Origin of the sequence: Actinophytocola gossypii, assembly GCF_025165815.1 — a bacterium.
GTDB classification, from domain to species: Bacteria; Actinomycetota; Actinomycetes; order Mycobacteriales; family Pseudonocardiaceae; genus Actinophytocola; species Actinophytocola gossypii.
In genome coordinates this window covers 20,075-34,877 of the sequence record NZ_JAFFZE010000033.1, presented here as the reverse complement: position 1 = coordinate 34,877, position 14,803 = coordinate 20,075, and the positions used below count along the sequence as shown (strand labels likewise).

The 14,803-nt window shown below is 73.3% G+C and carries 14 protein-coding genes; 12 read left to right on the top strand and 2 right to left on the bottom strand.

Annotation, left to right across the window (positions count from 1 at the left end):
- Window positions 1-138 precede the first annotated feature (138 nt).
- The 6 genes from JT362_RS34325 (at window position 139) to JT362_RS34300 (ending at window position 4,809) form a co-directional block, all read left to right on the top strand.
- Window positions 139-1,143, top strand: a complete 1,005-nt coding sequence (locus JT362_RS34325; RefSeq protein WP_260196096.1) for a MerR family transcriptional regulator — start codon at window positions 139-141, stop codon at window positions 1,141-1,143.
- Entirely contained in the window at window positions 1,140-2,030 is an 891-nt protein-coding gene (locus JT362_RS34320; RefSeq protein WP_260196095.1) for a hypothetical protein, read from the top strand. The genes JT362_RS34325 and JT362_RS34320 overlap by 4 nt, the downstream gene beginning before the upstream one ends.
- 122 nt (window positions 2,031-2,152) lie before the next feature.
- Complete coding sequence (locus JT362_RS34315) at window positions 2,153-2,749, top strand: response regulator transcription factor (protein ID WP_075129007.1); 597 nt, start codon at window positions 2,153-2,155, stop codon at window positions 2,747-2,749.
- Between the two features lie 325 nt (window positions 2,750-3,074).
- Window positions 3,075-3,647 (top strand): sigma-70 family RNA polymerase sigma factor, encoded by a 573-nt coding sequence (locus tag JT362_RS34310; protein ID WP_260196093.1) that lies wholly within the window; start codon window positions 3,075-3,077, stop codon window positions 3,645-3,647.
- On the top strand, window positions 3,648-4,607 hold the full coding sequence (locus JT362_RS34305) for a hypothetical protein (RefSeq protein ID WP_260196092.1): 960 nt from the start codon (window positions 3,648-3,650) through the stop codon (window positions 4,605-4,607).
- A gap of 22 nt (window positions 4,608-4,629) precedes the next feature.
- Entirely contained in the window at window positions 4,630-4,809 is a 180-nt protein-coding gene (locus tag JT362_RS34300) for a hypothetical protein (protein WP_260196091.1), read from the top strand.
- 107 nt (window positions 4,810-4,916) lie between these two features.
- Here JT362_RS34300 and JT362_RS34295 read toward each other — a convergent pair whose 3' ends face one another.
- Window positions 4,917-5,324 carry a DUF5319 domain-containing protein gene (locus JT362_RS34295; protein WP_375546599.1) on the bottom strand — a complete coding sequence of 136 codons (408 nt, stop codon included), beginning with the start codon at window positions 5,322-5,324 and terminating at the stop codon, window positions 4,917-4,919.
- 86 nt (window positions 5,325-5,410) lie between these two features.
- Here JT362_RS34295 and guaB point away from each other — a divergent pair, with 86 nt between their 5' ends.
- The 6 genes from guaB to JT362_RS34265 are packed head-to-tail and all read left to right on the top strand — an operon-like array spanning window position 5,411 to window position 13,311.
- Window positions 5,411-6,916: an IMP dehydrogenase gene (guaB, locus tag JT362_RS34290; RefSeq protein ID WP_375546598.1), complete on the top strand. Its 1,506-nt coding sequence runs from the start codon at window positions 5,411-5,413 to the stop codon at window positions 6,914-6,916.
- An 11-nt stretch (window positions 6,917-6,927) separates the two neighbouring features.
- Window positions 6,928-8,061 carry a GuaB3 family IMP dehydrogenase-related protein gene (locus JT362_RS34285; protein WP_260196089.1) on the top strand — a complete coding sequence of 378 codons (1,134 nt, stop codon included), beginning with the start codon at window positions 6,928-6,930 and terminating at the stop codon, window positions 8,059-8,061.
- Window positions 8,058-9,086, top strand: coding sequence for a GNAT family N-acetyltransferase (locus JT362_RS34280; RefSeq protein WP_260196088.1), 1,029 nt, complete (start codon window positions 8,058-8,060; stop codon window positions 9,084-9,086). The genes JT362_RS34285 and JT362_RS34280 overlap by 4 nt, the downstream gene beginning before the upstream one ends.
- A 9-nt stretch (window positions 9,087-9,095) precedes the next feature.
- A complete protein-coding gene (locus JT362_RS34275) occupies window positions 9,096-10,769 on the top strand; it encodes a GMC family oxidoreductase (protein ID WP_260196087.1) in 1,674 nt (557 codons plus the stop codon).
- Window positions 10,770-10,789: 20 nt separating this feature from the next.
- The gene (locus JT362_RS34270; protein ID WP_260196086.1) at window positions 10,790-11,746 is read left to right on the top strand and encodes an MBL fold metallo-hydrolase; all 957 of its coding nucleotides are present in this window, start codon (window positions 10,790-10,792) and stop codon (window positions 11,744-11,746) included.
- Complete coding sequence (locus tag JT362_RS34265) at window positions 11,743-13,311, top strand: FAD-dependent monooxygenase (protein WP_260196085.1); 1,569 nt, start codon at window positions 11,743-11,745, stop codon at window positions 13,309-13,311. The genes JT362_RS34270 and JT362_RS34265 overlap by 4 nt, the downstream gene beginning before the upstream one ends.
- Window positions 13,312-13,320: 9 nt before the next feature.
- Here the strand turns inward: JT362_RS34265 and JT362_RS34260 are convergent, their stop codons facing one another.
- Window positions 13,321-14,775, bottom strand: coding sequence for an aldehyde dehydrogenase family protein (locus JT362_RS34260; protein WP_260196084.1), 1,455 nt, complete (start codon window positions 14,773-14,775; stop codon window positions 13,321-13,323).
- Window positions 14,776-14,803 lie beyond the last annotated feature (28 nt).

Below are 14,803 nucleotides of genomic sequence, written 5' to 3'. Positions count from 1 at the left end.
CTTGTTCAAGGGTGATCGACTCTTTGGCCAGGCATTTCAGCCGATCGGTGAACTAAGTGGACGGAGAGTGTTCACCGATCCAGTTGCCGGACCGTGTGGATCACCCGACGATGGGAGGCGGACGTGAAGGAGGCATCGGTGGGCGATCGATCGCACGGTGGGGTCTCGCTGCTCGGGCCGAGTGACGAACCGGATCGTGCGGTGTCGATGGAGCGGGAGCGGATCGAGGAGCCGACCCTGCCGGTCGCCGCCGTCGCCCGCCGGCTCGGAATCGCACCGGCCACCCTGCGCACCTGGGACCGCCGCTACGGCATCGGCCCCCGGGAACACACCACCGGCCGGCACCGCCGCTACGCCCCGGCCGACATCGCCCGGCTCGAACTCATGCAGCAGGCGCTGCTGCGCGGATCCAGCCCGGCGGAGGCCGCCGAGTACGCCCTGCGCGCCACGGACCACGAGCCGGAACCCCCCGCCGAGTCGGTGCCGGTCCCGCGCGAGTCGGACCTGTTGCGAGCCGCCGGCGCCCGGTCCGCCGCCGTGCTCGGGCTCGGCCGCGCGGCGATGGCCATGGACGCCGTCGCCACCCAGCAGCTGATCGCCGACAGCATCCGCGGCCTCGGCGTCGTCGCCGTCTGGGACGACGTGCTCCGGCCCGTGCTGACCGCGCTCGCCACCCGCTGCGCCCAGTCCGGCGAGAGCGTCGAGGTCGAGCACCTGGTGCACGAGTGCACCCTCGCCGCGGTGATCGGCGCGACCCCGGCGGTGACCGCGCCGCGCAACCCGCGTCCGGTGCTGCTGTGCTGCGCCCCCGAGGAGCGGCACGCCCTGCCCCTGTACGTACTGCGCGCCGCGCTCGCCGACGGCGGGGTCGGCACCCAGATGCTCGGCGCCGCGCTGCCCGCCGACGCGCTCGCCGCCGCCGTGCGCCGCACCGGGCCCGCCGCGGTCGCCGTCTGGTCGCAGCTGCCCGGGTCCGCCGGCGCGGAGCTGTTCGAGCGGGTGCCGCGCACCAGGCAACGGGTCCGGCTGTTCGCCTGCGGCCCCGGCTGGTTCACCACCGACCTGCCCGACCGGGTGGACCGCGCCGAGGACGTCGGCGACGCGGCGGACCGGATCGCCACGCTCGTCGGCGCCGCCCGGTGACCTCCCTGCCCGCGGACCTTCACGCCGCCGCCTTCGGGGACCGGCCCGACCTCGCCGTGCGCGCCGTGCCCACCGATCCGCGCGAGCGCTGGCTCGCCGCGGTGGTCCTCGGCGCCCAGGGCTGGTACGCCCGCGCGGCCACGTTGCTCGACGAGCTGCGCCGGCACCCCGACCCGGTCCTCGCCGCGCTCGCCGCCGCCACCCTGGCCTCGCACCGCCGCCAGCTCGGCGGCCACGCGGAGGCCAGACGGCACGACGCCGCCGGCCTCGCCAGCCTGCTCCGGGTGGGTGACGCCCGTTCGGACGCCCCGCGCGGCCGGGCGGACGAGAACCGGCCCGGCTCGTCGTTCGGCCGTACGGGTGAGGCCAGGGCCGACGTCCTGCTCGGGCTCGCCGCCGACGCCGTCGGGCTCGGCCGGCCGGGTGCGGCCCGCCGGCTGGTCGCCGCCGTCCCGGCCGACGCGGGCTGGCGCGCCGCGATCCGCACCGGCTGGGTGCGCGCCGAGACCGAGCTGGTGGCCGGCCGGCCGGGCGACGCGGTCCGGCACGCGGAGCCGGCCGCCGAGCTGGCCGCGTGGTCCGGCTCGGTCCGGCACCGGGTGAAGTCCGCCCTGGTCCTGGGGGCGGCGCTGGGGGCGAACGGGGACCGGACGCGGGCCGTGGCGCTGGTCTCGCCCGCCCTCGACGACGCCGCCGACCTGGGACTGCTCACGCTCGTGTGGCCCGCGGCGATGATCCTCACGGAACTGGTGCCGACCGACGCGGACCGGTTTCGTCGGTGCGCCGCCCTAGCCTTACGGAGCGTGGTTCACCGGACCGATCCGGTCGGTCGCCGGCTCGCCGAGCGCTCCCCGTGGGTGCCCCGGCTCACTGGCCCAACCGGGTGACGGGGCGGGTACGGACATCTGGGCGAACTGGTCGGAAGAATTACCACCAGATCGTGTCAAGGTTCCCCCCGAAGCGTCCGATAGGGGAGTAGTACGTCACTCGGCTGCAGGAAGGAGTCCCCGTGACGACGGTCTTGATTTGCGACGACCGCCGTGGGGTGCGGGAGGGTTTGACCCGTGTCATGTCCGCGGTTCCAGGGGTTAGTCGCATCGACTGTGTAGCACACGGTGACGAGCTGCTCGCCAGATTCTCCCGGGCTCCGGTCGACGTCGTCCTCGTCGGCACCCAACGCGCGGTGCCGACCGGGGTCGAGGCGACCAGGCGTCTGGTCTCGGCGAATCCGCAGGCCAACGTGATCGTGTTCGGCGCCCCGGACGACGCCAGCAGCATCGCGGCCGCGATCGCCGGCGGGGCCCGGGGGTACCTCCGGTGGGACGCGTCCCGTCCGGAGCTGGTGGCCGCTCTCGCGCACACGCTGGCGAGCACCTCGGTGCCCGCGCCCCGGCAACCGTCCGACCCGGGTGTCCAACTCACCGACCGCGAGCTCCAGGTGCTCCGCGGGATGGCGATGGGCAAGAGCAACGGCCAGATCGGCCGCGAGCTCTACCTGTCCGAGGACACGGTGAAGACGCACGCCCGCCGGCTGTTCCGCAAGCTCGGCGTCCGCGACCGCGCGCAGGCCGTGGCGCACGGCTTCCGGCGCGGCCTCGTCTCCTGAATCACATCACCCGGCGATCCGGACGACGCCACCCGCACGCCATGCGGGGAGGGCGTCGTTCAGCGCGTTCGGCCCCGCTCGCGGGCCAGCGCGTCGTTACCGTTCACTCCTTGGTCCCCCCCGGTTCTTTCGCGCGCGGCCTCCCCCGTTCGGCCTAGGACGATCACGCAGAGACACGGCGACGTGCGCTCTACCGGCGTAAATCGGACTCCTTTGCGTCGCGCGGTACGGTGGGTGACACCTGCCTGAGGGACGCTGACACCTCGCGTGGGGTGTGACGTTCGACTGACCGTACCTGCACGTAACACTGAGGCTGCTCGCTGCGATGACCACATTGGGGGACGGACTGGACGCTTCAGTTGGCGCTGCCGTCGAGGGCGATCCACGCGCCATTGACCGGGTGCTCGCGTCCATCCGGCCTCTGGTCGTGCGGTACTGCCGCGCGCGGGTAGGCAGGCAGGAGCGTTCGTTCGCTTCGGCAGACGACGTCGCACAGGAGGTGTGTCTCGCGGTGCTAACGGCATTGCCCAGCTACCGCGACCAGGGACGCCCGTTCCTGGCCTTCGTGTACGGCATCGCCGCGCACAAGGTGGCGGACGCCCACCGCGCGGCGGGGCGTAACCGATCCGAGCCCGTGGCCGACGTACCGGATGAACCGGAGACCGACGCCGGGCCGGAGCAGCGCGCCATGCAGCAGGACCTGAGCCGCCGCATGCGGGAGCTGCTGGAGGTGCTGCCCGACAAGCAGCGCGACATCGTGCTGCTGCGGGTGGTGGTCGGGCTGTCGGCCGAGGAGACCGCGGAGGCGGTCGGCTCGACGCCGGGAGCCGTCCGGGTGGCGCAGCACCGCGCGCTGGCCCGGTTGCGCAAGACGTTGTCCGCGGAGGAGGTGGTCTGAATGAACGATCGGAACGAACCCGGCTCGCCGAACGAGGACCCGACTCTCGACCCGGACACCGATTTCGACTTCGACCTGTCACTGGTGCACGCCGACGACGAGTACCTGGACCGCCTCGGCGGCGCGAACCTGGACGATCCGGACGGCCAGGACGGCCTGCCGGACGACCAGTTGAGCGCGCTGCTGCTGGCCTGGCGCCGGGACGTCGAGGCCGAGCCCGTCGAGGAACTGGTCGACCACAAGCTCGCCACCGTCACCGTGCACGCGGCACGGGTGCGGCGCAGACGCCGGCCCCGCCTGCTCGTCCCGGTGGCCGCCGCGGCCGCCGTGCTCGCCATCGCCTTCGCCGGTGTCGGCCTGCTGGCCCAGGGGGCCGGGCCGGGCGACCCGCTGTGGGCGCTGACCAAGGTGCTCTACGCCGACCACGCCCGCTCGGTCGAGGCCGCCCAGGCGGTGCGCGCCGACCTCCGTGACGCGGAGGCCGCGCTGTCCGCGGGCCGGCTCGACGAGGCCAAGTCCAAGCTGGACGACGCGCACGCCGTGCTCCCGACCGTGTCCAGCGAGGACGGCAAGCAGGGTCTGGAGGAGCAGCACGCGTCGCTGATGGCGCAGCTGCCCGGCAACCCGTCCGGCGAGGCGTCCTCGCCGCCGTCGCCGAACCCGACCACCGCGCCCGGCCAGGGCAGCGGCACCGACGGCACCAATCCCGGCAGTGGCACCGGCACCAACCCGGGTACCGGCGAGTCGTCGGAGTCCACGCCGCCGGACGAGGACCCGGACCAGTCGGACCCGACCTCGCCGACCACCACCACGACCACCACCACGTCGCCTCCGCGCAGCGACTCCCCGGATCCCGGCTCGAGCGAGGGCACCCCGGGCAACATCGAGGGTGGTGTCGAGGGCGGTGCTCCGCCGGTGAACGACGCCCCCGCGAACGTCCCGCAGACCATCACGCCCTGACCGGATCGGTACGCTGCCGGGCATGATCGCGGGTCACGTGTACAGCCAGGCCCCACGCTGCACCGAGTGCGGCGGACGGGCCCTGCTCGTCGAGGAGGCGGCCAAGGCCCTGGTCAAGGAGTCCACCGGCCGCCTCACCGCCGAACGCTGCCCGCGCGCCGACGGCTGGCACGTCCACCACCCCGCCAGCGAACACCCCTGACCCACCGACCCCGAACGGGAACGTACGACTCGCCGGACGGGAACGTACGACTCGCGACCCCCGCGAGTCGTACGTTCCCGGTGCGCGAGTCGTACGTTCGGGGTGGGTCAGGGTTGGCGGGTGAGGGCGGGTTTGGCGTTGGCCGTCACGCCGTCGGTGAAGCCGCGGCAGTACTCCCAGGAGACGTAGGCCGCCGGGTCCGGGTCGAACGCCGGCTCGTGCGGGCGCATCCGGCCGTCGTCGAGCAGTTGCTCCAGCGACGCGCGCAGCAGCGCCCAGTCGTGGTAGTGCGGCTCCTGGCACTCGGCACAGTCCACCACCACGCCCCGGACCGCGCGCTGCTCCAACAGCGCCTGGTACACGGCCAGATCCCGCAGGTCGGCCAACAGTTCCGCCCGCTCCTGCGCGGTGACGGGCTCCTCCTCGGTGACCTCCTCCTCGTCGAGCGCCCGGGCGGGGTCGTTCGGGTCGCCGGCGAACGGGTCTGGCGGCAGTGCGTCGTCCCTCACGACCACGCACGGTACCGGGCCGGGGCGTCGGGTGGGCCGGATACCATGGACCGACGTGCCGCCGCCTGCGGAAACCGGCGAGAAGAAGGGCCATGATGACCACCGCTGAGGGAATCCCGGCCAAGTTCGCCACGCTCGGGCTGACCTTCGACGACGTGCTGCTCCAACCGTCGCAGTCCGACGTCGTGCCGAGTGAGGTCGACACCAGCACGCGGCTGACCCGCCACGTCACACTCGGCATCCCGTTGGTGTCCGCGGCCATGGACACCGTCACCGAGGCCCGCATGGCCATCGCCATGGCCCGCCAGGGCGGCATCGGGATCCTGCAACGCAACCTCTCCATCGAGGAACAGGCGCGCCAGGCCGAGACGGTGAAGCGCTCGGAGGCCGGCATGGTCACCGACCCGATCACCTGCCTGCCCAGCGCGACGCTGGCCGAGGTGGACGCGCTCTGCGCCCGCTACCGCATCTCCGGCGTCCCGGTGACCGACGCGCAGGGCACCCTGGTCGGCATCATCACCAACCGCGACATGCGGTTCGAGGTCGACCACACCAAGCCGGCCAGCGAGGTGATGACCAAGGGTCCGCTGGTCACCGCGCAGGTCGGGGTGTCCGCGGACGCCGCGCTCGGCCTGCTCCGCCGGCACAAGGTCGAGAAGCTGCCGATCGTCGACAACGCCGGCAAGCTGCGCGGGCTGATCACCGTCAAGGACTTCGTCAAGACCGAGCAGTTCCCCAACGCCACCAAGGACACCGACGGCCGGCTCATCTGCGGTGCCGCCGTCGGCGTCGGCGACGACGCCTACAAGCGCGCGATGACCCTGGTCGACGCGGGCGTCGACGTGCTCATGGTGGACACCGCGCACGGCCACTCCCGCGGCGTGATCGACATGGTCGCCAAGCTCAAGACCGAGCTGGGCGACGCCGTCGACGTGGTCGGCGGCAACGTCGCCACCCGCGCGGGCGCGCAGGCGATGGTCGACGCCGGCGCGGACGGGGTGAAGGTCGGCGTCGGTCCCGGCTCGATCTGCACCACGCGGGTGGTCGCCGGCGTCGGTGTGCCGCAGATCACCGCGATCTACCAGGCCGACCTGGCCGCCCGCCCGGCCGGCGTCCCGGTCATCGGCGACGGCGGCATCCAGTACTCCGGCGACATCGCCAAGGCCATCGCCGCCGGCGCGTCCGCGGTCATGCTCGGCAGCCTGCTCGCCGGCACCGCCGAGGCGCCGGGCGAGGTGATCCTGGTCAACGGCAAGCAGTTCAAGACCTACCGAGGCATGGGCTCGCTCGCGGCCATGCAGTCGCGCGGCAACGCCAAGTCGTACTCGAAGGACCGCTACTTCCAGGACGACGTGCTCAGCGAGGACAAGCTGGTGCCGGAGGGCGTGGAAGGGCGGATCCCGTTCCGCGGCCCGCTGTCCCAGGTGGTGCACCAGCTCGTCGGCGGCCTGCGTTCCGGCATGGGCTACACCGGCTCGAACACGGTCTCCGAGCTGCAGCAGGCCCAGCTGGTCCGGATCACCGCGGCCGGCCTCAAGGAGTCCCACCCGCACGACGTGACGATGACCGTCGAGGCGCCCAACTACACCACCCGCTGAAAGGACACCCAGTGCGGGATCTTGTCGAGATCGGCATGGGCCGGACGGCCCGGCGTGCCTTCGGGCTGGACGAGGTGGAGATCGTGCCGTCCCGGCGCACCCGCTCGTCCGGCGACGTGTCGACGGGGTGGCAGATCGACGCCTACCGGTTCGACATCCCGCTGGTCACCCATCCGACCGACGCCGTGGTCTCCCCGGCCACGGCGGTCTCGGTCGGTGAGCTGGGCGGGTTGGGCGTGCTCAACGCCGAGGGCCTGTGGGCACGGCACGCGAACGTCGACGAGGCGCTCGCCCGGGTGCACGCGGCCGCCGAGGACGCCGACCTGACCGCGCTGACCAGGGTCCTCCAGGAACTGCACGCCGCCCCGATCCGCACCGAGCTGGTGGCCGAGGCGATCAAGAAGGTCACCGAGTCCGGGGTCACCGCGGCCGCGCGGGTCAGTCCGCAGCGCGCCGCCGAGCTGACCCCCGACCTGCTGGCCGCGGGCGTGGAGATCCTGGTCGTACAGGGCACGATCGTCTCCGCCGAGCACGTGGCGCGCGGCGGCGAGCCGCTGAACCTGAAGAACTTCATCGCCGAGCTGGACGTGCCGGTGATCGCGGGCGGCGTGCACGACTACCGCACGGCGATGCACCTGATGCGCACCGGCGCGGCCGGGGTGATCGTCGGCTACGGCTCCGGCCCGGTGACCACGACCGACAGCGTGCTCGGCATCGGCGTGCCGATGGCCACCGCGATCGTCGACGCCGCCGCCGCGCGCCGCGACTACCTCGACGAGACCGGCGGCCGGTACGTGCACGTGCTCGCCGACGGTGGCGTGCACAGCTCGGGTGACATCGCGAAGTCCATCGCGTGCGGTGCCGACGCCGTGATGCTCGGCGCGCCGCTGGCGCTGGCGGAGGAGGCCCCCGGCCGGGGCCTGTACTGGACCGCGGCCGCCGCGCACCCGTCGCTCCCGCGCAGCCGGGTGGCGCCGGTCGCCGACGACGAGGAGATCGTCGACCTCCGCACCCTGCTGTTCGGCCCGTCCTCCGACGCCGACGGCCTGATCAACCTCTTCGGAGCCCTGCGCCGGGCGATGGCCAAGACCGGGTACTCCGACCTCAAGGAGTTCCAGAAGGTCGGCCTGACGGTGCGGGTGTGATCGTGCGGCGCGAGGTGGTGGCCGCCGGGGAGCGGGTGGCGCTGGCCGAGGTGCTCGACGGCGATCGGGAGTGGCTCGAGCAGCGGGGGGACGGCGCGTACGACGTCGACCCCGATGACCGGGAGCGGTTGCACAACGCCGAGGTGTACCGGCTGGCCGTGGTGGACCTGAGTGCCGGGGAGCTGGTCGGCGAGGTCAGCTGGCACGCGGTCGGCTACGGCCGGACCAGGCCGTGCGGGGCCTGGAACGTGGGCATCGTCCTGTTGCCGGCGGCGCGGGGGCGCGGGGTCGGCGTGCAGGCGTTGCGGCTGCTGGTCGAGCACCTGTTCGCCACCACCGACCTGGACCGGATCGAGGCGAGCGCCGACCTGGCCAACGTGCGGTCCCAGCGGGCGCTCGGCAAGAGCGGGTTCCGGGCCGAGGGCGTCGTCCGCGGCGCCCAGCTGCGTGGCGGCGTGCGGCGGGACATGATGCTGTTCGGCCTGTTGCGCACCGACCTCGTGCCGCCGCCGGCGCCCGGCGCCGATCGGGAGATCGTCATCGCCAGGGACGGGGTGGCGCTGGCACCGCCGGTGATCGGCGAGCGGGAGAAGTTCTACGTCGACGCCGCCGGGCCGTTCGAGGTCGACCGGGACGACCGGCCGATGATCACCGGGCCGGCGCGCAGCTCGGTGCTCAGTGTGCTGGACGCCGCCTCCGGGCGGCTGCTCGGCGGGGTCAGCTGGCACGCCGTGGACTACGGCGGCACGGTCGGCTGCTCGGCGTGGAACATCGGCATCGGGCTGCTGCCAGAGGAGCGCGGGCGCGGGGTCGGTTCGATCGCGCAGCGGCTGCTGGCCGAGTACCTGTTCGCCACCACCGAGCTGGACCGGGTCGAGGCCAGCACGGACGTGGACAACGTCGGCGAGCAGAAGGCGCTCGCGCGGGCCGGCTTCACCCGGGAAGGGATCCTGCGCGGGGCCCAGCTGCGCGAGGGCGTCCGACGTGATCTGGTGCACTACGGAAAACTACGTACTGACGAGTAGCCTCCCGGTATGGACTACGACGTGGTAGTGGTCGGTTCGGGTTTCGGAGGCAGCGTCGCGGCGCTGCGGCTGACCGAGAAGGGCTACCGCGTCGCGGTGGTCGAGGCCGGCCGCCGCTTCGCCGACGACGAGTTCGCGAAGACGTCGTGGGACCTGCGCCGGTACCTGTGGGCGCCGAGACTTGGCTGCTACGGCATTCAGCGCATCCACCTGCTCAAGGACGTGATGATCCTGGCCGGCTCCGGCGTCGGCGGCGGCTCGCTGGTGTACGCGAACACCCTGTACCGCCCGCTCCGGCAGTTCTACGCCGACCGGCAGTGGGCGCACATCACCGACTGGGAGGCCGAGCTCGCGCCGCACTACGACCAGGCGTCGGCGATGTTCGGCGTGGTCACCAACCCGACCACGACCCCGGCCGACGAGGTGATGCGCAAGGTCGCGGCCGACATGGGCGTGCCGGACTCCTACCACCCGACCCCGGTCGGCGTGTACTTCGGCCGGCCGGGGGTCGCGGCGCCGGACCCGTACTTCGGCGGCGCGGGCCCCGCGCGGACCGGGTGCACCGAGTGCGGCTCGTGCATGACCGGGTGCCGGGTCGGCGCGAAGAACACGCTGGTCAAGAACTACCTGTACCTGGCGGAGCAGGTCGGCGCGAAGGTCGTTCCGCTGACCACGGTGACCGCCGTCCGCCCCCGCGACGGCGGCGGTTTCGACGTCGACCTCCGCCGCACCGGGCGCCGTGCCCGCGCGACGGTCAGCGCCGGCCAGGTCGTGCTCGCCGCCGGCACCTGGGGCACCCAGCGCCTGCTGCACACGATGCGCGACACCGGCGTCCTGCCCGGCCTTTCGCCCCGGCTGGGCGAGCTGACCAGGACGAACTCCGAGGCCATCATCGGCGCCGCGCGCACCACGGTCGATCCGGCGCGGGACTTCTCCCGCGGCGTCGCGATCACCTCGTCGATCCACCCGGACGAGTCCACCCACATCGAGCCGGTCCGGTACGGCCGGGGCAGCAACGCGATGGGCCTGCTGCAGACGATCGCGACCGACGGCGCCGCGTCCGTGCCGCGCTGGCTCCAGGCGCTCCGGTTCCTGGCCAGGCACCCGGTCCAGAGCGCGCGGCTGCTGCGGGTGCACCGCTGGAGCGAGCGCACCGTGATCCTGCTGGTGATGCAGAGCCTGGACAACTCGATCACCACGTACACCCGGCGTGGCGTGTTCGGCCGCCGCCGGTACACCTCGCGGCAGGGCCACGGCGAGCCGAACCCCACGTTCATCCCGGCCGGCCACGAGGCGAACCAGTTGGCCGCCAAGCACATCGACGGCATGGCCGGCGGTACCTGGGGCGAGATCTTCAACATCCCGCTGACCGCCCACTTCATCGGCGGCTGCCCCATCGGCGAGACGCCGGAGGACGGCGTGCTCGACGCGTACCACCGGGTGCACAACTACCCCGGCCTCTCGGTCGTCGACGGCTCCGCCATCTCCGCGAACCTCGGCGTCAACCCGTCCCTGACGATCACCGCCCAGGCCGAGCGCGCCTTCGCCCTGTGGCCGAACAAGGGCGACCCCGACCCCCGCCCGGAGCCGGGCGCGCCCTACCGGCGCCTGGCCCCGGTGCCGCCGGCGTCCCCGGCGGTTCCCGCCACCGCCCCGGCCGCACTCGCCTCCCATCGCGGCTGACCGCGTGGCAGGGTAGGCGTGTGGCGAAGGAGTTCGCGTCCAGCGGGGACCTCGAGGCGAAGGCGGAGACGTTCACCGAGCTGGCGGACGGGGTGTACGCCCTCACCGCCGAGGGTGATCCGAACGTCGGGGCGGTCGAGGGCGAGGACTTCCTCGTCTGCTTCGAGGCGCGGGCCACTCCGGTCGCCGCGCGGCGGTGGCTGGAGCGGCTGCGGGAGCGGACCGACAAGCCCGTCCGCTACCTCGTGCTCAGCCACTACCACGCCGTCCGGGTGCTCGGGGCCGCCGCGTTCGGCGCGGCCGAGATCGTCACCCACGAGACGACCAGGACATTGATCGCCGAGCGCGGGCGCGCCGACTGGGACTCCGAGCTGGCCAGGATGCCGCGCCTGTTCGAGGAGCCGGCCTCGATCCCCGGCCTGACCTGGCCCACGCTCACGTTCTCCGACCGGCTGACGATCCCGCTCGGCGGCGACCGGGAGCTGGTCCTTCGGTACTGCGGTCGCGGCCACACCGCCGGTGACATCGTCGCCTGGTTGCCGCGCGAGCGGATCCTGTTCGCCGGGGACCTGGTGGAGGCCAAGGCCGCCCTCTACACCGGCGACGCGTTCCACCGGGACTGGGCCACCGCCACCCTCGACACCGTCGCCGCGTTCGGCGCCCGCACCCTCGTCGGCGGTCGGGGCGCGGTGGTGCGGGGCGAGGACGCCGTACGCGCGGCCGTCGCGCAGAGCCGGCACTTCCTCGACGAGCTGTGCCGGACGGTCGGCGAGGTGCACGCCGCGTCGGGCACCCTCGCGGAGGCGTTCGCGGCCGCGCACGCCGCGTTGGCACCCGAGTTCGGCGGCTGGCCGATCTTCGAGCACTGCCTGCCGTTCAACGTCCAGCGCTACTGGGACGAGCTGGACGGGATCGACTGGCCGCGGGTCTGGACCGCCGAGCGGGACCGCGCGGTGTGGGCGGAGTTGCGAGGGTGAGACCGAAGCCCGTGATCGTCGCCGGGGCCGGGCCGGTGGGAATGGTCACCGCGCTGCTGCTCGCCCGGTACGAGGTGCCGAGCATCGTGCTCGAGGCGCAGCCGCGGCGGGTCGCGGTCGGGTCGCGGTCGATCTGCGTGCAGCGCGACGTGCTCGACATCCTGGAACGCGTCGGGCTCGGCGCGCGGGTCGCCGAGGTCGGGGTCACCTGGACCCGCGGCCGCACCTACTACCGCGACCGGCAGATCCTCGAGATCACCTTCCCGGAGCACGGGGACAGCGCTTTCCCGCCGTTCGTCAACACCCCGCAGTCGGTGCTGGAGCTGCTGCTCGAGGAGCGGATCTCCCGCGAGCCGCTGGTGACGCTGTGGTGGGGCCAGGAGGTCACCGGCGTCACCCAGGACGACGACGGCGTTACTGTGTCCACAGTGGACGGAGACGTGCGCGGCTCGCATCTGGTCGGAGCGGACGGGCAGCGTTCGGCGGTCCGCGCGGCGCTCGGTCTCCCGTTCGACGGAGTGTCCTTTCCGGACAAGTTCCTCATCGCCGACATCCGCGCGGACCTGGGCTTCGCCGTGCCGGAGCGGCGGTTCTACTTCGACCCGCCGTGGAATCCCGGGCGGCAGGTGCTGCTGCACCCGCAACCGCAGGGCGTGCACCGGATCGACTGGCAGGTCCCCGACGACTTCGACCTCGACGCCGAACGCGCCGACGGCGGGCTCGACCGGCGGATCCGGGCCGTCGTCGGCGACGTCGACCACGACATCGTCTGGTTGTCGGTCTACCGCTTCCACCAGCGCCGCGCGCCACGGATGCGGGTCGGCCGGGTGCTGCTCGCCGGCGACGCCGCGCATGTGATGAGCCCGTTCGGGGCGCGCGGGCTCAACTCCGGCATCGCCGACGCCGACAACGCGGTCTGGAAGATCGCGCTCGACCGCGCCGGCACCGCCGGGCCGCTGCTGCTCGAGTCCTACGACCTCGAGCGCGGCGCGGCGGCCGACGAGAACCTGCGGGTCACCGGCGACACCATGCGCTTCCTCGTGCCGGGTACCGACGCCGAACGGGCGCACCGGCTCGACGTGCTCACCCGCGCGGCCGACGACGAGGCGGCTCCCGAGGAGATCGACTCCGGCCGGCTGGCCGAGCCGTTCTGGTACCTCGACTCACCGCTCACCACGTTCACCGACTTGCACGCCTACGCGACCTTCCCCCGCGACCCCGGCGCGGCCCGGCCACCCGTGGGCGGCGTGCTCTGCCCGGACGGGCACCTGTCCTGGGGGATGCGGCTGCGGGAGCTGGTCGGCCCGCGCTTCGTCGTGCTCACGTACTGGTGCTCGTGGCGGCCGGCCGACCGCTGGGAGCACGAGCTGGTGAACGAGCCCGTGCCACTGGACCAGGAGGAGGACGACGAGCTCGTGACCGCGCTGCGCCTGCGACCCCGCTCGATCGTGGTCGTCCGCCCCGACGGGCACATCGCGGGCGTCCTGCACGAGCCGGAACACGGCCCGGCCGCACCAGCGGTGACCGAGATCCTGCGCCGCGCGACCGGCTGGGTACCGCCGTGATCGGCGCGGTCACAGTTCCAGGCCGGTGAGCACCATGACGCGTTCCTCGGTCAGGTCGTTCATCGCACTGCGCACGCCCTCGCGGCCGAAGCCCGAGCCCTTCACCCCGCCGTAGGGCATCTGGTCGGCCCGGAACGACGGCACGTCGCCGACGATCACGCCACCCACGTCCAGCTCCGCCCGCGCCCGGAACGCCACCCCGACGTCCCGGGTGAACACCCCGGCCTGCAACCCGTACACGGAGTCGTTGACCTGCGCGAACGCGTCGTCCAGCCCGTCGGTGACCGACACCGCCAGCACCGGCCCGAAGACCTCCTCACGCCACGCCTTCGCCTCCCGCGGCACGTCGGCCAACACGGTCGGCGCCACGCTCGCGCCGTCCCGCTTGCCGCCGACCAGCACCGTCGCGCCGGCCGACACCGCCTCGGCCACCCACGACTCGACGCGCTCCGCGGCTGCCTCGTCGACCAGCGGTCCGACCTCCACCTCCGGGTCGTGCGGGTCGCCGGTGCGCAGGTTCGCCACCGCGTCCACCAGCTTCGGCACGAACTCGTCGGCCACCGCCCGGTCCACCAGCACCCGCTGCACCGCGATGCACGACTGCCCGGCCTGGTAGTTGCCGAACGTGGCGATCCGCTTCGCGGCGAAGTCCAGGTCCGGCCAGTCGGCGCAGACCACCGCGGCGCCGTTCCCGCCCAGCTCCAGCACCACCTGCTTGCGCGGCGCGCTGTCCATCAGGGACCAGCCGACCGGACCCGATCCGGTGAACGACACCACCGGCAGCCGGGGATCCCGGACCAGGGCCGCGGTCTCCTCGTTGCCGACCGCCAGCACCGAGAACGCGCCCGCCGGCAGATCGGTCTCGGTCAGCAGCTCACCCAGCAGCAGCGCGGACAGCGGCGTCCTCGGCGCCGGCTTGACCACGATCGGCGCGCCGACCGCGATCGCCGGCGCGACCTTGTGCGCGACCAGGTTCAGCGGGAAGTTGAACGGCGCGATGCCCAGCACCGGCCCGCGCGGCACCCGCCGGGTCACCGCCAGCCTGCCCTCGGCGCTCGGGTCGGTGTCCAGCCGTTGCAGGTCGCCGGAGAACCGCCTGGCCTCCTCGGCCGCGAACCGGAACGTGGCCACCGCCCGGGTGACCTCCACGGTCGCCCATTTGAGTGGTTTCCCGTTCTCCGCGGTGATCGTCTCCGCGACCTCGTCCGCGCGCTCCGCCAACCGCCGCGACACGTGGTCCAGCGCGGCCGCCCGTACGTGCGCCGGCGTGCCGCGGAACTCCCTGGCGACCGACGCCGCCGCGTCCACCGCACGCTCCACCTGGTCGGCCGACGGCACGCACACCGAGGCGATCTCGTCGCCGTCGAACGGGTGGTGCACCGCCAGCGTCCGGTCGCTCTGCTCGGCCCGACCGGCGATCCACGCGGCCCGCGGGGTCGGCAGGTGCGGGTCTGTCTCGTCCATGCCCTCCACCGTAGGACCGAGGGCCCGT